Origin of the sequence: Rhodohalobacter barkolensis, assembly GCF_002834295.1 — a bacterium.
GTDB lineage: Bacteria > Bacteroidota > Rhodothermia > Balneolales > Balneolaceae > Rhodohalobacter > Rhodohalobacter barkolensis.
On record NZ_PISP01000001.1, the window covers coordinates 1,476,149 to 1,496,480 of the forward strand.

The following is a 20,332-nucleotide window of genomic DNA, read 5'->3' on the forward strand; positions in this document are numbered from 1 at the left end:
CACAATTCAACACACCCCTAAATCCCCTCTCAAGAGGGGACTTTATCACGACTAATTTCTAAGCGGTTTCCCGGTCTTCAGCATGTGCTCCATCCTCTTGTGTGTCCGTTCATCCTGAAAGCACTTCAGGATTTCTTCACGCTCGAGTTTCAGTACATATGATTCGGGCACTTCCTGGGTTTCACTGAGATCGCCGCCGGTCATGATTTTGGCTACTTTTCCGGCCAGCACTTTATCATACGGTGACGCCCATCGTGCCTCTGTCATAATGTAAAGTGTTACTTCCAGCACACTCATTCCGGTCTGCCCAAGCAGCTTGATCTTCGGCTCTGCCGGTGGGCGATATCCCGCATCCGCCATTGACCTCGCCTGCTGTTTGGCAGTAGCCAGCAGCAGATCCCGGTTCATTACAATCAGATCGGTATCGCGCAGGTATCCAAGTTGTTTAGCTTTTTCAGCACTGTCGGAAACTTTCGCCATTCCAATCGTTTTGAATGCATCTTTCAGGTATGGCAACGGATCGGCATCCTCCTCTTCATTGACTTTACTCATTGCCCTCAAAAGCAGCTCTTTGGTTCCGCCACCGGCCGGAATCAATCCCACACCCAACTCTACAAGTCCACAGTAGAACTCGTGGTGAGCCACCACCTTGTCGCAGTGCATCATAAACTCCACACCCCCGCCAAAACATCGGCCCGATACGGCACCAATCACCGGAAACGGCAGATATCGCAGTCCAACCGCTACCCGCTGAAAATTTTCCACAGCCTCTTTTACTTTGTCAAAATCACCACTCTTCAGCGCCTGACCCGCCTCAGCAAGGTTCGCTCCATAGCTAAAATTTTCGTTATCGTGGCCAATCACCATTGCATCAAACTGTTCTTTCACAATCCCGGCTGCCTTATCAACGGACTGAACCAATTCGAAACCGAGCGTCTGCTGTTTGGTGCGGAATTCAAACAGCGCGATTCCATCACCCATATCGTACAATCCGGCACTCTTGTTGCCCCAAACCTCCTTGCCATTACGTTTAAGCGAGGCTGCTGTGACTCCTCCTTTCGCAGGCGGCGTCAGATCTTCTGCCTTACCGGTTGCGAGATTGTACACCGTTCCGTCATCTTTATAGAATGATTTCCGGCCGCTCTTGAGCATCTTCATCACAGAATCAGGAACGTCTCTTCCCTCCTCTTCCATACGCTTGACCGATTCCTCCACACCGATCGCGTCCCAGCGCTGAAAAGGGCCAAGTTCCCAGTTAAAGCCCCACTGCATCGCCCTGTCGATTGCCTCCACTGAATCCGTAATTTCAGGGATACGGTTGGCGGAATATAGCAATAGGTCACAGTGAATCTCCCACAGGAATTTTCCCGCATTATCATCCCGGTTCACCAAATATTTCAATCGCTCACCGGAGGTTTTAAACTCCTTTTTAGCTTTATCGGCTGATTCAAATTTTACATCCTGCTGAGGCTCATAATCAAACGTTTCGGGATCAATCACGTGGTACTCGTTCCCTTTTTCTCCTTTCACTTTTTTATAAAACCCGTGACCCTTCTTATTTCCATGAGCGCCCTTCTCCACCATTTTCTTGAATCCGTCGGGTACTTTAAAGAGCTCCCGCCGTTCATCATCCGGTACAGCGGGATAGAGATTTTCGGCCACGTGATGCAACACGTCGAGTCCGGCCATATCTGCGGTACGAAATGTTGCAGCTTTAGAGTAGCCGGTAAGGGTTCCGGTTAAAAAGTCGATCTCTTCAGCTCTGAATTCCCCATTAAAAAACCACGGCATAATAGAAGCCATCGAAAAAACACCAATTCGGTTGGCAATAAAATTGGGTGTGTCCTTACAGATTACCGTTCCTTTGCCGAGAATTTTTTCGCAAAATCCGGTCATGTATTTGGTTACCGCATCATCCGTACTTTCGGTCGGGATAATTTCCAGCAGCTTCATATAGCGCGGCGGATTGAAAAAGTGCGTTCCCAGAAAATGCGCTTTAAACTCATCAGAAACTTCTTCGCTGATCTCCGAAATTGGCAGGCCTGAGGTGTTAGAACTGACAATGGTGCCCGGCTTGCGTACTTTCTCCAGTTTGGCCATCATCTCCTTTTTGATGTCCATCCGTTCCACAATCACCTCGCAGATCCAATCGACATTGGCGGCCCACTTCAGGTTGTCCTCAAAATTTCCCGGCGTAATTCTATCCGCCCACTCCGGATTGGCCAGAGGCGCCGGATTCATCTTGGTCAGTTTCTGAATACTCTCTACGGCCGTTTTATTCGGTCTTTCCGGATCATCTGATTTCAGATCCAGCAGTTTTACATTCAATCCGGCGTTCACACAGTGTGCGGCTATCTGGCTGCCCATCACACCGGAGCCAAGTACAAGAACGTTTTGGATGTTTTTAGTAGCCTTAATCTCTTTGTCTTGAGTCATGTTTTTAACTTTTTTGATGGAAATTGGTCTGTGGCAGGTGGGAATTGATAGTTGGTAGATGGATTATATTTGGTCCATTGCCCATCTACTTTTTACTACATACCCACTACTCTTCCTGATACATAGATTCGATCTCTTCATCATACTTCTCTTTCACTACCGAACGCTTCACCTTCATGGTTGGAGTAAGCTCACCACTGTCTATCGATAGAGGTTCTTCAAGCAGAACGAATTTTTTTACCTGTTCCCATGGAGATAATTCCTTGTTCGTTTTGTCTACCTCTTTCTGAATCAATTCCCTAACCTTATCATCTTTTGAATATGGCTTTTCGGGTGTGTATCGATCTCTTTTCAATCGTTTGATAACATTATCATATGTTGGAACAATGAGAGCTGAACAGAATTTTCTTTGATAACCGATCACTACAACCTGGTCGATATAACCGCTGTTGATCAGCTTATTTTCAATATTTTGCGGTGCCACGTATTTACCGGTCGAAAGTTTAAACATCGATTTTTTTCGATCGGTTATATAAAGGAAGCCATCGTCATCTAACTTTCCAATATCGCCGGTTTTAAACCAACCGTCTTCATTTAGAACTTCGGCCGTTTGTTCCGGCATGTTGTAATATCCTTTCATAACATTTGGTCCGCGTACCAGAATCTCTTTGTCTTCAGCAATCTTTACCTCAACATCTTCCAGTGGTTTACCGGATGTCCCAATTCTCATGTTACCCGGATTTTGCACACTAATTACCGGAGAGGTTTCGGTTAATCCATAACCCTGCACACAGATTATGCCTATTGCATTCATAAATTGAAACACTTCCGGTGATAGCGCAGCCCCTCCGCTTACAACACCGGACAGATTTCCTCCAAACATATCCCTGATTTTACTATAAACCAGTTTATCTGCAATTTTATGTTTTATTGCCTCCAATCCGGTTGGTGGGTGCTCCGGGTCATACTCTTCGGTCCTGTAAATCGCCCAGTAATAAAGATTCTTTTTCAACCCCGAAAATTCCTGTCCACGAACTTTTACCCCGGTTTGGATTTTTTCAAGTAAACGTGGCACCGTAGCCAGGAAGAATGGTTTCACATACAAGAAATCATCCCTGATCTCATCAATTGTTTCGATGTAGTAGATTTCACTTCCCATCGCAACATACATGTAGTCGATCATTCGCTCAAAAACATGCGAAAGCGGCAGATACGAAAGAACATTCTCACCTTTGAACCTCTCTTCTTCAAATGGCAAGCGATCTAAGGAATACTGTACATTGGATGCAATGTTATTGTGAGTCAGCATCACTCCCTTGGGAACTCCTGTTGTTCCGGATGTATAGATCAGTGTAGCAATGTCGTCCGGTTTTACTTCACTCTTTAACTGATCAAACAGTTCCGGATTCTCTTCCGCATATTTCTGTCCGGACTTAATAACTGCATCAAAGAGTTTTAGTTTTTTATGCTTTGTTTGATGGATAGAAATAATGGCCTTTACATTTTTCACATCTTTAATAAGCGATTTTGTTTCAGCAAACATCTCCTCATCAGAAACAATGTGAACCTTTGCCTCCGAATTCTCTAATATATATTTGATCTGGTCACCCGGCTGCGTGGAGTAGATTGGTACATTCGCAGCTCCTATACTTAAGATTGCCAAATCACAGATAATCCATTCGGCACAGTTTTCTGAGTGAATAGACACCTTATCACCCGGCCTTACACCCAACTCATAAAGCCCCATCGCAAAATTCCGGACTTTCTCTACAAACTCTATTTTTGAAGTTTTTATCCAGTTTCCATTCCGCTTGGTCACAGCAAATCTGCTGTCTGTATACTTTTCCAATCCTTTATCCAGGAGGTCCGGTAGTGTGGTAGGACTATATTTCATAACTCAAAACCTTGATTTAATGGCTAAATAAGGAGGTTAACACTGTTACCCTATTAATTTACACTTTCGAACGACTTTTAAAAATCTGATCTAAAAATTCTTTAAAAGATTCTTACAGACAACCAAAATGATTCCTATTATTTACCTGTCGGCTAACACAACCTAAGTATTCAAAATCGATCTATTTTTTATGAACAGTGATAACCACTCCCATATTGAAATTGAAAACGAAATCAGAGACAAAGCAGAACATATGATTTCCGGTAATAAAAAAAATATGGGGGATGCTTTGGGAATAGAATTCAAAAAATTCAGCCGAACAGAAATGATTGCTGAAATGCCCGTAAATGAAAATACTGTGCAGCCATTCGGAATACTTCATGGTGGCGCCTCTGTTGCTCTTGCAGAAACATTAGCTTCAATTGGAGCGTGGCTTAATTTAACCGATGATTCCAAAACGGCCGTGGGGCTCGAAATTAACGCGAATCACATCAAAGCTGTCCGAATTGGACAAAAAGTAAAAGGAATTGCAAAACCGATTCATCGCGGAGCACAAACGCAGGTTTGGGAAACACGCATTGAAACTGAGTCTGGCAAACTGGTAAGCATTTCCAGATGTACACTGGCTATTATTCAGAACAAGAGAGCATAAAATCAGATTACACTCATTTTTCCATTTCATCACTTAAAATATGCATCAGTCTCCTTTTCGCTACAGGAAAAATGGTATGATTGAAGGGGAAATCAAGTTTTGTGGCAAATGCATAAGTTGCCGGGTTCGGCAATTCGGCATGTGACCGGATAAGATCCAGCTTTATAGAATTTGGAGATAGCTTTACCCGATCCTGCTCCAGGTGTTTTAAAAATTTAGTTTTTAAGGCTCGATACTGATCTTCAGCACTTTGAAAAATGGAGACCTCGAACCGAAAGAGATTTAATGATTTTTTCTGATTGTCGGGCACAAACAGATAGCCTTCATCTTTGTAATTCGGCAAAATTCCAACCTGCTCTACGGTGAGCTCACTCTCTACAAATTCATGAATAGCTACTCCCTCCTCGATCACCTTTTCGATGTGCGGAAGCGCCCAGTTAATCAAATCCTCCACTGCTGAAATATCGGTTCCACTGGTGAAAATCACTTCGTGTTCAATCGTGCGGTTCACCCAGTCGATTTTGCTGATCCTCTTAGGAAATTTTGATCGTAGATCGGCCAGACGCGCTACCACATTTTTTAGCAGTTTCCGCAGTTCAACAAGATGACTCAGGTGTGGATATATTTTGTAGAACTGAAACTCCTCAGAGATCTTTTTGAGTTCACCTAAGATGATATACTTCCGTTTTTCAACATCATCTTGAACATTTGTAAACAGATCTATTGAAAGATTGTAACCTTCCTTCATAGATAACCTCCTGCGATGATTGATTGAGATAGCTATTAAACGCTATAAAAACGGGCGAATTTTGTCAAGACAATATTTTTTGTTTTGATAATTCAGATCATCCAAAGTTGAAACCGTTCCGGAAAACGTACTACTCGGGTTTCAATGGTGGTTACCATCAAAATTATATTGAATAGTAACCACCCTGGTATATTTTCAGATTCCAAAAGTTTTAAATATCCGCTTAGTCCAGACCAAGAATATCTTTACCCTGTTCAAACGTGATGTCTGTAGGGATTCCTGCATCAGATAGTCGATTGAGTGAGTTCCTGAGCCCTTCTCCAACCTGCCCATATTGCTCTACAAACGCATCCACGCCTTCGTAATCGCCATCGCCTTGGAATGTTAAAATCTGTTCCGAAAGCTGATTGGTTACATCTTCAATCCTCTCAAAGTCCACACGATAGGCTTGCTCATCTTCATCATACAAAATGGCTCCATTCTCAATGAAATAGTTGAAACGAATTAAGTTTGCCATTCCATGGGCACTGCTCGTTCCAAATCGAATAGACCGAAAAATGCTGGCAACAAATGTTGTATAGTTATCCTCGATCTGACCTTCAGTTACCGTGCCATCATTACGAAGCTCCGAAATCATGTAAAGGCCTAATACATCCGCTTTTCCCTCTTCAAGGGCTGATGCGTGCTCTTTCAACGCCGAACGCACGGTACCATTTCCGTCGATGGTATTTTTGATACCTAGTCCGTGAGCAACTTCGTGGAACATGGTGTTGCTGAAAAATGCATCAAATGTAAGATGTTGCCGCTGATCTTCCACAATGAGCAGATCTGCGATTTCTACCAGGATTTTATCATATTTTGCCTGCATTGAATTTTTTAGCTGGAGTCTGCGTGTTCCTTTTGCCAACTGAACTTCTTCATCGTTCGGAAGATTAATTGCAATCGTTTTGGAACCGGCGTTTGCATCTCCGGCATAGTAAACGGCATCATAGGCATTCAAGTCGGAGTCAGTTCCGGGTTCTTCCGTTTTATATTCATCCGGCACAGGCAGACCTCTCTGCAGATCCGGCAATAAAGCTGCATATTTCGACAACCTCTCGCTCCACTCCATATCTTTAATCAATACAAACGTTTCGTGTGCTGCTTTGTACCCATAGAGTCGGTCTTCGTACGTTTCGATTGGCCCGATTACCACTTCAATCATATTATCTTTCATGTCCAACCAGGCCATGTCGCTCTCCTGATAATCGTCCGTGAGTAGTGCTTCAGCTCTTAATTCAAGATAGTTTTTTAAACCGGGTTCTTCGGCAAGTTCCGCAGCTTCGCGAAGTTTATCCGCTGCATATTGGTGTTGTACAGAATAGGCTTCGTGATAAGGTATGGTTAAAAGCTCTCCGTCATCATCCCGACGCACGATTGTGTAGAGATCATCTTTTGAATCCGAATCCCAGGCTTCAAACTCATCCTTACTCATATCAGCGGGATAGAAATTCGCTCCTAATGGTTTCTCCCCAACTCCTTCAACAAATGGCTCATTTCCATTCAAGCGATCCCATGGGCCGTAGTTAATTTCAGCAAATCGCCTCTCTTCGTCACGTTCTAAAGAGTTCATTAACTGATCTTTATCACCATAAGCCTGCATCCAGAAAACTTCCTCCATCGCTTCAGCAGCATCTATCAAAAGAGAAATCATCTCCTTTTGATTCTCACTCAACTGCGACATGTCCGCATTTAGCTCAAATGGAGTGTATTGCTCCAATCTGTCCTCAATAGTCATTGCATCTTCAGTATTTTCCTCAGCGGTGTTACTACATGACACGAAGGCACCTACTGCCAGCAGTGTTATCAGGGCTGTACTCAAAATTTTGTTGTGTAACATATTCATTACTTTTTGCATTAGTGGTAGAACTGAATCAAGCTATGAAATTTAGCGGGCATGTGCGATTCAAAATTATTGCTGTAAAAGAAAATGGTTATTTAAATACCCCTTTTACAATTGTTTTTGACACAAAGTTAAAAAGCATAAAAAAACCCTCTCCTGATTTAAGAAGAGGGTTTAAAAATTTAGATCCGAAATATGTAGTGTGAATTAGTCAAGGAAAATGACTTCACCTGTATCCAGATCATAAAACGCTCCGGCAATAACTACTTCACCGTTTCTTTCGAGCTCAGAAATGATTGAGCTGCGTTCTCTCATTTGCTCGATAGTATAACGCACATTGGTATGCGCAACTTCTGTGACAAATTCATCATTGGATGAAGTCTCATCACCCTCGTATGATTCTTCAGCACGTTCAACTGCGGGTTTAATGTTTGAAAGTAACGCGGTGATATTGCCCATTTCCACATCATCAATAGCCGATTTAACGGCTCCACAATGCTCATGCCCCATAACCACTACTACTTTTGAACCGGCTACCGCCGTTGCAAATTCGGTACTGCCCAGGATGTCTTCGTTCACAAAGTTACCGGCAACCCGGGCAACAAAAATATCTCCAACACCCTTATCAAAGATATTTTCTACGGGAACACGGCTGTCTATACAGGCAATGACAACAGCTTCCGGATATTGCCCGTCAGCTGTATTTCTTACCTGTGCAGGATAGTCTCGCGGTGTAAGATCATTGTTTCTATAGCGCTCATTTCCATCCTTCAAGCCCTGAAGAATTTCTTCCGGTGTGATGGCATCTTGCGATTCTTTGGTCATCACTTCACTTGAAAGCTCAATGTTACCGTTGGTTTCGTTTTCTGATGTTTGTGCAGTACATGCTACAGATAAAACTGCCAGAGAAATATAAATGATGAAAAATACAATGTTTTTAATAGACATAGCTTTGGTTTAAAAATTGTTTGACTGTTTTTTTGATTTGAAGTGGACTGTCAGTATCCATTTATATTTCACTAAATCAGGCGCATCTCAGATTAGGCACACTCAAACATTGAGCAAAAAATCTGATTTGAAATGCCTTCTAATTCTATATAACGGGAAAGTGAAATAACTAAGATTGCAGACAGTCGATAATTAACGTCAAACAATATCGGGAGGCGGGGAGGGTACGTTTTTCGTATTTATGCTTTCACCCTTTATGATATATCCGGGTTCAGGTGAATATTGATTCAAAAAAGTTATCAGGGTCATCAAAGAGTGAATATCATCCTCTGAACTGTTTTCCTCAGATACTTCAGCTGATGCATTAAACGGATTATTTGTACCGGTCTGCTCTACAGGCGTAAAATTTTCGATATCCACAGAGTGCTGTACAGTAGTCGCCAGAAAGAAAAGAGGCAGTACCCATACAAAAGCTAAATAATATTTTCTAAAAAAAATATTCAAGTCTTATCTAAGTGTTTTTATAGCTTGGAAAGTTGAACCCAATTATCTTTAAAAAAATTCAAATCACCTAATTAATTGCTCGATAATATATTACTTTTTCCGGCTGCACACAGCTTGAATCAAATAATCATACTTGCTGTAGTATTATTGATAATAAAAAAGAACTCATCGGTAGCGTACAATCTTTGAGCTTTTAGGAAAATTCATTTTCTGAAATAGAACATTTTTCTGAACATTTTCTTCAGACCAATGCAATGAATTAGTTATATTGTGTGTTGTAAATCTGTACAAACCAAACAGAAAAGCGCTTTTATGGATACTCAGGATCAACTTAAAGAATTTCAGCAGCGAATTGATAACGGCGAGAAAATCGAACCAAAAGATTGGATGCCCGAACGCTACCGAAAACAACTGACTCGAATTATGAGTCAGCATGCGCACTCCGAAATTGTGGGAATGCTCCCCGAAGGTAACTGGATCACCCGTGCACCGTCTCTTAAACGAAAATTGGTTCTACTTGCCAAAGTTCAGGACGAAGCCGGCCACGGACTCTATCTCTATAGCGGAACAGAAACGTTGGGAGTTAAGCGCCAGGAACTGATTGAAGACTACCTTTATGGAAATGCAAAATATTCGAGCATTTTCAACTATCCGACGCTCACTTATGCAGATATCTGTGTTATAGGCTGGTTGGTAGACGGTGCGGCGATTGTCAATCAAACGATGCTGGCTAAATCTTCTTATGGTCCCTATTCAAGAGCTAATATCAGGATTTGTAAAGAAGAGAGTTTCCATAAAAAACAAGGGTACGAAATGTTGGCCAAAATGGCTGATGGTACTGCTGAACAGAAAAAAATGGCGCAGGACGCCGTAAACCGCTGGTGGTGGGCTACTCTGATGATGTTTGGCCCGCACGATACCGATTCCCCAAATAGTGCAGAACTCATCAAGTGGGGTGTGAAAACCAAAACCAATGATGAACTCAGACAACACTTTGTAGACCGCATGGTGATGGAGGCCGAAGCAATTGGAATTGAACTTCCCGATCCGGATCTGACCTATAATGAAGAAACCGGTCACTGGGAGTTTGGCGATATTCCATGGGATGAATTCTGGAGTGTTGTAAAAGGTGACGGGCCTATGAACCGTGAACGTATTAAAGCACGGCGCAAAGCTTATGAAGAGGGAGAGTGGGTGCGTGAAGCAGCTAAAGAGTACGCCCGAAAGAAACGACTACAGGACGAAAAAGCGTCGTAATTAAATTAACAAAAAGTCAGAATTCAGATTTTAATGATCAGGAAACAGATTTTTTGCCGAATTCTGGTCATTGACTCCTTTATTCCGAATTCAAAACATAGACTATTCAAATCATGACAGAAAATTCTACAGAAAACACGGAATGGCCATTGTGGGAAGTCTTTTATCAGCCGAAAGACGGTAAACCTTTTGAGCACGCAGGTAGCGTTCATGCAGCCGATGCCGAGATGGCACTTCAAAATGCCCGCGATACCTATGCCCGGCGAAGTGAGGGAATTGCTTTTTGGGTAGTTCCATCCGATCAGATAGTGGCATCCACACCGGAAGATGTAGGACCATTTTTTGATCCCGCAAACGACAAACCCTATCGCCACCCTCAATTCTATAGTGTACCACGAGCCGTTAAAAAACGAAAATAGATAATGAGTATTAGGTATTGAGTATCAAGTAAAAAGTCTTCTTTCAACCATGGCATTTTACTCTTTACTTACTATTTGTCTTGATACCTGATACCTGATACCTGATACCTGATACCTGATACCTGATACCTGAAAAATATGAGTACATTCGACACAATACCGAAAACACAACAGGAAGCTTTGGTTGAAACTCTGCTTCGGCTGGCTGATGACCGTTTAATTTTAGGTCACCGAATCTCTGAATGGGCCGGTCACGGTCCGGAATTGGAAGAAGATCTCGCTCTGGCAAACATAGCCCTCGATATGATTGGCCACGCTTCGGCACTCTACACCTACGCCGCTGAGTTGGAAGGAAAAGCGGATGAGGATTACTACGCTTATTTCCGAGACGATATCGACTTTAAAAATATTGCATTATGTGAACTGCCCCGAGGAGATTTTGCTTTTACCATTGCACGAATTTTCCTTTTTAGCACTTTCAGTTACTTTCTCTATCAAAAACTCATTGATATCGTTGAAGATGAACAGTTCAATGGAATGCTGCAAAAACACTTCAAGGAAATAAAGTACCATCTGCGCCACAGCCGTGAATGGGTTCTGAGGTTGGGCGACGGTACGGAGGAGAGTCATCAAAAAATTCAGGAAGCCTTTGATGAGATCTGGATGTACTCAGGTGAAATGTTTGACCTGGATGAAGCTGATCAGGTTGCCATTCAAAACAATCTTTTTGTCGATACGTCAGATTTTAGAGAAGAATGGGAGAAGCTTGTCGTTGATACATTAGAAGAAGCCACTTTGAATGTGCCGGATATGGAACAGTATATGTTCTCAGGCTCGCGACAGGGACGCCATACCGAGCATTTGGGTCGACTTTTAGCCGAAATGCAGTTTTTGCGACGATCCTATCCGGATGCGGACTGGAAGTAATTACTGAGTAGTGAGTACTGGGTATTAAGTATCGGGTTTCACATTTTTACTTGATACTTTATATGAGTTTGTAGAGCATCTTTTGAAGTTCTACAATTTTTTCATTGAGAAATTCAAACTTTGCTTGATCTAGATAGCCCAGATTGTTTGAGATGAAAAGCTGAGTTTCCAATTCAAAAGAAGATCCGTAAGCAATATTCAAAAAATGTCTGAATTCTTTTTTACCAGACCTGCCGGCACCTTCAGCAATATTTGAACTTACTGAAACTGAACATCTGCGAATCTGAGATATAAGGCCATACATCTCATTTTTAGGGTAGGTCTTAGTTAGCTGATAAATTTCAGTTGCCAATTCAACTGATCTTTGCCAAACGTGAAGCTCTTTAAAATTATGCATATTTATCTCACATTAATTAAGGTTACACCTATAGGAACCTAAATCGAGAAAACCCTTACAAAATTTCTATCTTTAGTCACTACCTAATACCCAATACTTAATACTCAATACAAAGACATTGAAAACAGATCAAACCATATCGAAACAAAATATCTGGTCGTACCTCGAGGAGGTGATCGATCCGGAAATACCTGTGTTAAATGTTGTCGAAATGGGAATTGTTCGGGATGTTGAGATTGAGAGTGATCAGGTCGTTGTGAAAATTACCCCCACATACTCCGGATGTCCGGCAATGAACGCTATTGAGGTCGCCATTCATGAAAAATTAACCGAAAAAGGGTTAGAGTCGTTTAAAGTAGTTACAGATTTCAAGGAGAGCTGGACCACCGATTGGATGACCGATCACGCCAAAAAGAAGCTGAAAGAGTACGGTATTGCTCCGCCTGAAAAAACCGGTGATGACTCCGACTTTCTCACATCATTAAAGGGTTCACAAAAAATAGTACCTTGCCCCTATTGCGATTCAATGGATACAAAACTTCAAAGTGAGTTTGGTTCCACAGCATGCAAATCGCAATACTACTGCAATGAGTGCCATCAGCCGTTTGAACACTTTAAATGTATCTGATTAAAAAAGATTCAATCTCTTACTTTTTAAATTTCACCGTTCTACATGTCTTTCATTATATCATCACTTGATCATAATATTTTAACCCTCACCCTGAACCGTCCAGAGAAGTATAACAGCTTCACCGAACCGATGGCGCTGGAGCTTCAAGAAGCGTTACAGAAAGCTAAAGATGATGCCGTCCGATGTGTAATCTTAAAGGCGAATGGAAAGGCGTTCTGTGCAGGACAAGACCTTCCGGAAGTGGTTGAGAGAGCCAAAGATTCAAGTTATGAACTCGCCGATACGGTTCGAACGACATACAACCCGATCATCCGGGCTATACGAAAGCTGGAAAAACCTGTAGTTTGTGCAGTTCAGGGAATGGCAGCAGGAGCAGGCGCCAATATCGCGTTTGCGTGTGATATCGTCGTTGCGGCGAAAAGTACACAGTTTGTGCAGGCATTCAGCAAAATTGGATTGATCCCCGACAGCGGCGGCACCTGGTTTCTACCTCGATTGGTTGGCCTTGCACGAACCAACTTCATGTATCTTTTGGATGAAAAAATTTCCGCCGATCAAGCCGTTAATTTGGGATTGATCTACAAGGCTGTAGGGAATGAGAATCTCGAGGATGAAATCAACTCAATCGCTCAAAAACTGGCTAATATGCCCACCAAAGGATTTGGCATCTACAAGCGAGCAATGAATGAAACATTCAGCAATAATCTTGATCAACAACTGGAGCTGGAAGCCAACCTTCAAACCGAAGCCGGAAATACGGATGACTATAAAGAGGGTGTTGAGGCTTTTTTGGAGAAGAGAAAGCCAGAGTATAAAGGGGAGTAAAATCCTGAACTATTCGATTTTTGCATCAATTTATTTCAGTGGATTTTTTACATAATCTGAGAATATTGTTGTATTCAAGCCCCTGACCAAGCGATCATCTGCAGTCCACATTTCAGACTGTTTTTCAACCGCTAAGGCAATGTATAATGCATCATAAATTGTAACTGGTAGTGAGATTGAAATATCGAAAGCCAGGTCTAATAAAATGTGATGATATACCACTTCTACAGAAATGTCTCTGACTAATTCTCTCTTTTGATGTACCTCATCGTTGCTTAATTCTTTCTTTCTGAATTTCTTCCCGATTACAGCATCCATTTCCAGATAGAACAGATCCGGAACTGCAAAGAGATCCTGTTTGGCCAATACCTTCTCAGCTTGTTCAGATCCGGGTTCAAGAAAAATCCATTTTGCTGCAATTGAAGCGTCCAGCACAATGGTTTTCATCGGTTTCGTAGCTCACGAATTTCATCCACGCTATCAGAGAACTGCCTCCCCTCCGCGCGATATTCTTCCAAAACCTCCCTTACCCTGCTTCGGGTTTCTTTAATATCAGCCTTTCCATATGCTTCCAAAATCATCTTCAACTCTGCCTGAAGTGACCTTTTATTTTCTGCAGCTCTCTTTTTCAAGCTTTCGAGTGTTTTTTCGTCAATATTTCTGATCAGTACATCTGGCATATTTCCTCCGGTTTAGTTGATATCATTATGATATCACATTTCCTTTGAATCTACAACGCTTGGTTTTGATGGTTGATTGCTTATTTTTGAATCAAAATTCAGAGTATTGCAAACAGATAAAATCATTTCATGAGTTTAGACAAAAATTCTACAGTAGCTGTAATTGGAGCCGGAACGATGGGAACCGGAATTGCGCAAATTGCATCGACCTTCGGTCACAGGGTTCAACTTTTTGATATCAGCGAAGACCAGACTAAAGATTCAGAAAAGGGGTTGGTAAAAATTCTGCAGCGACAGGTTGAAAAGGAGCGCATGACACAAGATGAAGTGGATGGAATTCTAAACAGAATTACATTTACTAATCATCTCAATTCAGTTGAAGGCTCGCACTTCGTAATTGAGGCCATTGTCGAAAATCTTGATGTAAAGCAAAGCACGTTTCAGAAGATTGAAGCATTAGTGGATCAAAAAGCAATTATCGCTACCAACACCTCTTCCCTTTCCATCGCCTCTATTTCATCTGCATTGGAACATCCGGAGCGCTTTTTGGGCATTCACTTTTTCAATCCGGCACCGTTGATGAAACTGGTTGAAATTATTCCCGGTATATCCACCTCATCAGGTACTGTAAAAAAAGCTCGTTCATTAATCGATGCGTGGGGCAAAACAACGGTTCAGGCCAAGGATACACCCGGCTTTATCGTAAACCGTGTTGCCCGTCCTTTTTATGGTGAAGCGTTGCGAATTTATGAAGAAGGAGTTGCCGACCACGCCACCATCGACTGGGCCATGAAAGAGCTTGGCGGATTTAAAATGGGACCTTTTGAGTTGATGGATCTGATCGGCCACGACGTCAATTACAAAGTTACTGAATCTGTTTTTAAAGAGTTTTACTACGATCCACGATTCAAACCGTCGTTTGCTCAGAAACGGTTGGTGGAAGCAGGTCGATTGGGCCGAAAATCGGGAATCGGCTTTTACGACTATCGTGAAGGTGCAGAAAAAGTAGAACCGAACAAAGACAAGGAGCTTGGGGAAAATATCCTGAACCGAATTCTGGCCATGCTGATCAACGAAGCAGCCGATGCCGTATTTATGAATGTGGCATCCGCTGAGGATGTGGATCTGGCAATGACCAATGGAGTTAACTATCCAAAGGGATTACTTAAATGGGCCGATGAGATTGGTATTGAAACAGTATATCACTGGATGAACGCGCTTCAGGTTGAATATCGTGAGGACAGGTATCGCCCCAATCCACTTTTGAAGCGAAAATACAAGAATGAAGAGACTTTCTATGGAGACATTTGATCAGAAGCGGGCGGAAAAAATTGTAGCCCATATGATGAAAAACGATGAGTTCAGCCGCTGGATGGGTGTCAAAGTCCAGAGCGTAGATGAAGGATATTGCAAAATCACCTGCCCCATCAAAAATAAGATGTTAAACGGATTCTCCGTAACACACGGTGGCATTGTATTCTCATTGGCCGACAGTGCATTAGCTTTCTCCGCAGCCACTCATGGCAGGGTCGCTCTTGCGATTGAAAACTCTATCTCATTCACTCAAAAAACTGTTTCAGGCGACCAGATCACTGCAGAATCACGCTGCCTAAACCTGACACACAAAACCGGGTTGTTTGAAGTTAAAGTTCTTGATCAAAATGAAAACCTTGTCGCATTGATGAAGGCAACTGTCTATCGAACATCTGAAGAATTTCCTGTATAGAAATAGTAATAACTTTAATGCCAAATATCCGTAAAGTATAGCCAACCGGACATAACTCTTTATTTGATGGGATTAAAAAACGAGACAAAGTCAAAATACGACACCAAAACATTCTATAAGGAGTATGTAAGCGGTATGAACTCCCGCCAGCTTGGCAAAGAGTTTCAATCGGACTCCGAACGTTTAAAAAAGCTGTATTTTGACGCCTTAAAGGAGACCAATCCAAACTCTGCCCCTCAAAAAATACCTATTACTCAGAAGTTTTTAAGCTTGTTGTCTGCGCTTACCAAAAGACTCAACCCGGTTCGCAGATTAGTGTTTGGGATCTCAGTAGTAAGTTTTTTCCTCCACTTTATTTTATCATTTATCGGTTTAACGATATACCCGATTCAGCCTTTACTTCTGCCTGTTGCATTTCTTGGAATGCTGGCAATTTTACTGATTGAGCTTTTAGAAAAGTCTGATGTGCAAAAGGAGTTGGACTTTGCACGCGACATTCAACTGAGTTTGCTTCCACCCTCGGCTACAGAGTGGCAACAGCACGAAGCTTACTCATTTGCAGCAACTGCAAGTGAAGTTGGTGGGGATTACGTAGATATCATCAAGACAGAGAAAGGAACTTATGTAATCATAGCCGATGTATCCGGAAAAGGAATAAGTGCGGCACTCTATATGGTGCGCATGCAAGCCCTGGTTCACTTATTGATTAAGAAATTGAATCCCGGTCCAAAAGAGCTCTTCCTTGAGCTCAACGAGTACGTAAAGTCGAACAAGATGGACAAAACTTTTGTAACAGCCTGCGCTGCTTTTTTTCCAAACGGAGAAGACCATTTCATTTTTGCACGGGCCGGGCACAATACGCCCATCATTTTCAATAAAAAGCTGGACAGTACCTTCAGTTTAAAAACAGAGGGCTTTGCCTTGGGTATGACATCAACCCGAATGCTTAGAAAAAATCTTGAAGAGAAAAAATTCCAGTTTGAAGCCGGTGACAGTATTTTATTCTACACAGATGGTTTGGTAGAAGCTCGAAATAGGCACAATGAAGAGTATGGAGAAGAGCGACTCGATGGCTTGATGTCAATCTATGGATCACTTCATGCAAAGTCGATAACTCAGAAAATTCAATCTTCCATAGAGCTCTTTGCAGGTGATGAGAAACCCATGGATGATATTACGTTTACTACCGTTCATAAGAACGACCCGCCAAAACAGATCGATAAATAAAAAAAGCCTGTCGGAATTAAATCCAACAGGCTTGGCGATTATCTAATCTTATTTGAATTTATTTTAGAAGAGTTTTCGCATTTTCTACGATCTTTTCAACCGTCAATCCGAGATGTTCATAAACTTCTTCATATGGAGCAGATTCACCATATCGATCAATCCCCATGGCAATACCTTCTGTTCCAACCCATTTATGCCAGCCAAATGTTGAAGCAGCTTCAACAGAAATCCGCTTAATGACTGCCGGCGGCAATACCTCATCCCGATAAGATTTCGGTTGTTCTTCAAACAGTTCCCAACACGGCATGCTTACGACTCGTACTGACTCTCCTCCTGCTATCAGTTTTTCAGCAGCTTCGAGCACCAATTGGACTTCAGATCCGGATGCCATTAAAATCAGGTCCGGCAGATCCTCTTTCTCTTTTTTAAGAATATAGGCACCTTTTTCGGATTCTGATGCTGCAGTATATTTACCGCGATCGATGGTAGGTAAATTTTGTCTGGTCAACACCAATAGCGACGGACCGTCATTTTTTTCTATCGCACATTTCCAGGCATAGGATGTCTCATTTGCATCAGCAGGGCGAAGCACATTTACGTTAGGGATCGCTCTAAGGGCTGCCAAATGCTCTATTGGCTGATGAGTAGGGCCATCTTCCCCTAAACCAATACTATCGTGTGTAAAGACAAATATGGAAGGAATTTTAGATAATCCTGCAATTCTAATAGCCGGTTTATTATAGTCTGAAAATACAAGAAAAGTACCACCAAATGGAATCACACCACCGTGAAGCGCCATTCCATTCATTGCAGCTCCCATAGCATGTTCCCGAACTCCGTAGTGAATATTTCTTCCGCTATAGTTATCCGGCTGAAATATTCCTTTGCCGTCCATATCGGTTTTATTACTGCCGGTTAAATCCGCTGAACCACCAATCATATTCAACACATGATCCGCAATTTCATTGATAACAACTCCTGAAGCTTTTCGACTAGCCATCCCCTTTTCATCTGTATCAAAAGACGGTAAAACTTCTTCCCATTTTTCAGGCAGTGTACGAGAAACATGGTCATTGAAACTTGCACCATCCACGGGGTATACTTTCTTGTAGTCTGATAGAAGTTTATTCCACTCACTTTCCAGCTCACTTCCCTTTTCAACAGCCGTTCGAAAATGGTTCAATACATCGTCGTCGATCTGAAAGGTTTTATCCGGATCCATACCAAGTTTCTCTTTGGTAAGACGAACTTCCTCGTCGCCAAGTGGTGCCCCATGCGAATCGGCTGTACCCTCTTTGTTTGGACTTCCAAAACCAATTCTGGTTTTGCATTCAATCAAGGAAGGAGTCTCTGTTTTCTGCGCCCGTTCAATGGCACGCTCAATTTCGTTGCGATCATGACCATCAATAGTCTGCACATCCCAGCCGTAAGCTTCAAATCTTTTTACCGTATCATCCGTAAACGCAAGATCGGTTGAACCGTCGATAGAAATTTTATTTGAGTCGTAAAGGTAAATCATCTTTCTCAATTTAAGATGACCTGCCAGGGAAGCGGCTTCGTGAGATATTCCCTCCATTAAGTCACCATCACTTACAATTGCATACGTAAAGTGATCTACAATTTTTTGCTCTTCTTTGTTGAAGGTTTCAGCCAGGTACGCCTCAGCCATTGCCATACCAACTCCTGTGCCGAAACCCTGTCCCAAGGGTCCGGTAGTTGTTTCTACACCCGGAGTCATTCCAAATTCTGGATGCCCGGGAGTTATGCTCCCAAGCTGTCTGAAATTTTTCAGTTCTTTTAATGATACGTCGTAACCGGTTAGATGAAGAAGTGAATAAAGCAACATCGATCCGTGACCCGCGGAAAGAATGAATCTGTCCCGATCTGACCAATTCGGATTTTTTGGGTTATGCTTTAGAAATTTTGTCCATAATACATAAGCAGCATCGGCCATACCCATGGGCATTCCGGGGTGGCCTGAATTTGCAGCTTGTACGGCATCAATAGAGAGTGTTCTGAGTGTATTTACGCAACGCTGAGCAAGTTGGTCAGACATGTTTTTATCGGGTAAAATGTAAATTAAAATGAGTTTTAGAGTAGGGTCAAAAGATACCCAAGTTCAGAGGAAGGAGAAAGAAAATTGTTAATTTAAATCTTATTTAAGGATTTTTATTTACGTAAAAATCAGACTGCACTTAAAGTCAGGCTCTTATGCCCTTCTTTCGTTTTATATGAATGAGCATAACCGATGTCATTACAAAAAGGATACCTGTAATTTGTAACCCATTGAGATTATCGCCAAACATAAAAAAACCAATCATCGTAGCCGCAATCGGTTCAGTCATTGCAGTAATAGAAGCTTTTCCGGGTTCAATTTTCTTTAAACCTTCAGTGTAAAGCAGATAGGCAAGCACTGTCGGCAAGAATCCAAGACCTATTATCCACGACAATGTTGAAAGGTTGGTTAATCTCGCCATTGAGTCGATGGTATATATTCCGCTTACGGGAATCCAAAAAATTGAAGCTATCAAAAATGTGTAAAAAATTATGGTTAAGGGAGAATAAACCTTCAAAGCCAGCTTGCTAAAAATACTATATAAAGCATAACCGAAACCGGCTCCTACACCTATAATTATTCCATATGTTGAAAACTCTCCACCGCCGGTTATTACCTCCGCCACGAGAATAATTCCCAGAAACGTGAAAATGAGTGCCAGTAACTTTTGCAGTGTTACTCTCTCTTTAAAAAAAATTCTGGATAATACGACAACGAAAGCCGGACCTGTATATAAAAGTACCACCGCTACTGAAAGTGACGTTTCCCTTATAGCCGTAAAGTAGCTCCAATTAAAAAAGCTGATACTCAATAACCCTGTTCCAATAAAATAGTGGAGATCTTTCCACTTAATTCTTAATCGTTCAGGCTTACTGAAAACAAGGAATAGATAGAGCAATATTGTAGCGCTGACAAATCGAAATGCGACAATTTCATTTGTGTTGAATGAGTGCTGATCCAGATATTCAACAAAGAAACCTACGCACCCCCACAAAGCCGCAGCAACTGCGACAAAGAGATAAGGCAGAATGTTTTTAAAATACTGACTCAATGCAGAACCTGATTCAAATATTGTAATTCTACTGGAATCATAATGATACAAAAAAAGCCCTCATCACTGAGG

At 42.0% G+C, this 20,332-nt stretch carries 20 protein-coding genes; 9 read left to right on the forward strand and 11 right to left on the reverse strand.

Annotated features, from left to right (window positions below; translation table 11 throughout):
- Window positions 1–51 precede the first annotated feature (51 nt).
- Window positions 52–2,436, reverse strand: a complete 2,385-nt coding sequence (locus CWD77_RS06170; RefSeq protein ID WP_101072422.1) for a 3-hydroxyacyl-CoA dehydrogenase/enoyl-CoA hydratase family protein — start codon at window positions 2,434–2,436, stop codon at window positions 52–54.
- Window positions 2,437–2,542: 106 nt separating this feature from the next.
- Complete coding sequence (locus CWD77_RS06175) at window positions 2,543–4,330, reverse strand: AMP-dependent synthetase/ligase (RefSeq protein WP_101072423.1); 1,788 nt, start codon at window positions 4,328–4,330, stop codon at window positions 2,543–2,545.
- 190 nt (window positions 4,331–4,520) lie between these two features.
- Between CWD77_RS06175 and CWD77_RS06180 the strand changes: the two genes are divergently transcribed.
- Window positions 4,521–4,982 carry a hotdog fold thioesterase gene (locus CWD77_RS06180; protein WP_206017952.1) on the forward strand — a complete coding sequence of 154 codons (462 nt, stop codon included), beginning with the start codon at window positions 4,521–4,523 and terminating at the stop codon, window positions 4,980–4,982.
- 13 nt (window positions 4,983–4,995) lie between these two features.
- Here CWD77_RS06180 and CWD77_RS06185 read toward each other — a convergent pair whose 3' ends face one another.
- From CWD77_RS06185 to CWD77_RS06205, 4 genes are all read right to left on the reverse strand, one after another.
- Window positions 4,996–5,730, reverse strand: coding sequence for a hypothetical protein (locus tag CWD77_RS06185; protein ID WP_101072429.1), 735 nt, complete (start codon window positions 5,728–5,730; stop codon window positions 4,996–4,998).
- Between the two features lie 223 nt (window positions 5,731–5,953).
- On the reverse strand, window positions 5,954–7,609 hold the full coding sequence (locus CWD77_RS06190) for a dipeptidyl-peptidase 3 family protein (protein ID WP_206017953.1): 1,656 nt from the start codon (window positions 7,607–7,609) through the stop codon (window positions 5,954–5,956).
- Window positions 7,610–7,819: 210 nt separating this feature from the next.
- Window positions 7,820–8,560, reverse strand: coding sequence for a carbonic anhydrase family protein (locus CWD77_RS06200; RefSeq protein ID WP_101072432.1), 741 nt, complete (start codon window positions 8,558–8,560; stop codon window positions 7,820–7,822).
- A gap of 198 nt (window positions 8,561–8,758) precedes the next feature.
- Window positions 8,759–9,064 (reverse strand): hypothetical protein, encoded by a 306-nt coding sequence (locus CWD77_RS06205; RefSeq protein ID WP_101072438.1) that lies wholly within the window; start codon window positions 9,062–9,064, stop codon window positions 8,759–8,761.
- 312 nt (window positions 9,065–9,376) lie between these two features.
- Here CWD77_RS06205 and paaA point away from each other — a divergent pair, with 312 nt between their 5' ends.
- The 3 genes from paaA (at window position 9,377) to paaC (ending at window position 11,667) form a co-directional block, all read left to right on the forward strand.
- Entirely contained in the window at window positions 9,377–10,321 is a 945-nt protein-coding gene (gene paaA / locus CWD77_RS06210) for a 1,2-phenylacetyl-CoA epoxidase subunit PaaA (protein ID WP_101072440.1), read from the forward strand.
- A gap of 113 nt (window positions 10,322–10,434) precedes the next feature.
- Window positions 10,435–10,740, forward strand: a complete 306-nt coding sequence (gene paaB / locus CWD77_RS06215; RefSeq protein ID WP_101072442.1) for a 1,2-phenylacetyl-CoA epoxidase subunit PaaB — start codon at window positions 10,435–10,437, stop codon at window positions 10,738–10,740.
- Window positions 10,741–10,878: 138 nt separating this feature from the next.
- Window positions 10,879–11,667, forward strand: coding sequence for a 1,2-phenylacetyl-CoA epoxidase subunit PaaC (gene paaC, locus CWD77_RS06220; RefSeq protein WP_101072444.1), 789 nt, complete (start codon window positions 10,879–10,881; stop codon window positions 11,665–11,667).
- Window positions 11,668–11,725: 58 nt separating this feature from the next.
- On the opposite strand, the gene CWD77_RS06225 is transcribed toward paaC, so the two are convergent.
- Window positions 11,726–12,064 (reverse strand): four helix bundle protein, encoded by a 339-nt coding sequence (locus CWD77_RS06225; RefSeq protein WP_101072446.1) that lies wholly within the window; start codon window positions 12,062–12,064, stop codon window positions 11,726–11,728.
- Between the two features lie 118 nt (window positions 12,065–12,182).
- Between CWD77_RS06225 and paaD the strand changes: the two genes are divergently transcribed.
- Together paaD and CWD77_RS06235 are read left to right on the forward strand one after the other, a co-directional pair.
- Entirely contained in the window at window positions 12,183–12,692 is a 510-nt protein-coding gene (paaD, locus tag CWD77_RS06230) for a 1,2-phenylacetyl-CoA epoxidase subunit PaaD (protein ID WP_206017954.1), read from the forward strand.
- Window positions 12,693–12,737: 45 nt separating this feature from the next.
- Window positions 12,738–13,520 (forward strand): enoyl-CoA hydratase-related protein, encoded by a 783-nt coding sequence (locus CWD77_RS06235; RefSeq protein ID WP_101072448.1) that lies wholly within the window; start codon window positions 12,738–12,740, stop codon window positions 13,518–13,520.
- 30 nt (window positions 13,521–13,550) lie between these two features.
- On the opposite strand, the gene CWD77_RS06240 is transcribed toward CWD77_RS06235, so the two are convergent.
- Complete coding sequence (locus CWD77_RS06240; protein ID WP_101072450.1) at window positions 13,551–13,967, reverse strand: type II toxin-antitoxin system VapC family toxin; 417 nt, start codon at window positions 13,965–13,967, stop codon at window positions 13,551–13,553.
- The gene (locus CWD77_RS06245) at window positions 13,964–14,200 is read right to left on the reverse strand and encodes a FitA-like ribbon-helix-helix domain-containing protein (RefSeq protein WP_101072452.1); all 237 of its coding nucleotides are present in this window, start codon (window positions 14,198–14,200) and stop codon (window positions 13,964–13,966) included. Before CWD77_RS06245 ends, CWD77_RS06240 begins: the two co-directional genes overlap by 4 nt.
- A 129-nt stretch (window positions 14,201–14,329) precedes the next feature.
- Between CWD77_RS06245 and CWD77_RS06250 the strand changes: the two genes are divergently transcribed.
- The 3 genes from CWD77_RS06250 to CWD77_RS06260 all read left to right on the forward strand — a co-directional run bounded on the left by CWD77_RS06250 (window position 14,330) and on the right by CWD77_RS06260 (window position 17,153).
- On the forward strand, window positions 14,330–15,511 hold the full coding sequence (locus CWD77_RS06250; RefSeq protein ID WP_101072455.1) for a 3-hydroxyacyl-CoA dehydrogenase NAD-binding domain-containing protein: 1,182 nt from the start codon (window positions 14,330–14,332) through the stop codon (window positions 15,509–15,511).
- Window positions 15,498–15,926, forward strand: a complete 429-nt coding sequence (locus CWD77_RS06255; RefSeq protein ID WP_165779087.1) for a PaaI family thioesterase — start codon at window positions 15,498–15,500, stop codon at window positions 15,924–15,926. The genes CWD77_RS06250 and CWD77_RS06255 overlap by 14 nt, the downstream gene beginning before the upstream one ends.
- Window positions 15,927–15,992: 66 nt before the next feature.
- Window positions 15,993–17,153: a PP2C family protein-serine/threonine phosphatase gene (locus CWD77_RS06260; protein WP_101072459.1), complete on the forward strand. Its 1,161-nt coding sequence runs from the start codon at window positions 15,993–15,995 to the stop codon at window positions 17,151–17,153.
- Between the two features lie 58 nt (window positions 17,154–17,211).
- Here the strand turns inward: CWD77_RS06260 and tkt are convergent, their stop codons facing one another.
- Window positions 17,212–19,209, reverse strand: coding sequence for a transketolase (gene tkt, locus CWD77_RS06265; RefSeq protein WP_101072461.1), 1,998 nt, complete (start codon window positions 19,207–19,209; stop codon window positions 17,212–17,214).
- Window positions 19,210–19,354: 145 nt separating this feature from the next.
- Window positions 19,355–20,260: a DMT family transporter gene (locus CWD77_RS06270; RefSeq protein ID WP_165779088.1), complete on the reverse strand. Its 906-nt coding sequence runs from the start codon at window positions 20,258–20,260 to the stop codon at window positions 19,355–19,357.
- Window positions 20,261–20,332 lie beyond the last annotated feature (72 nt).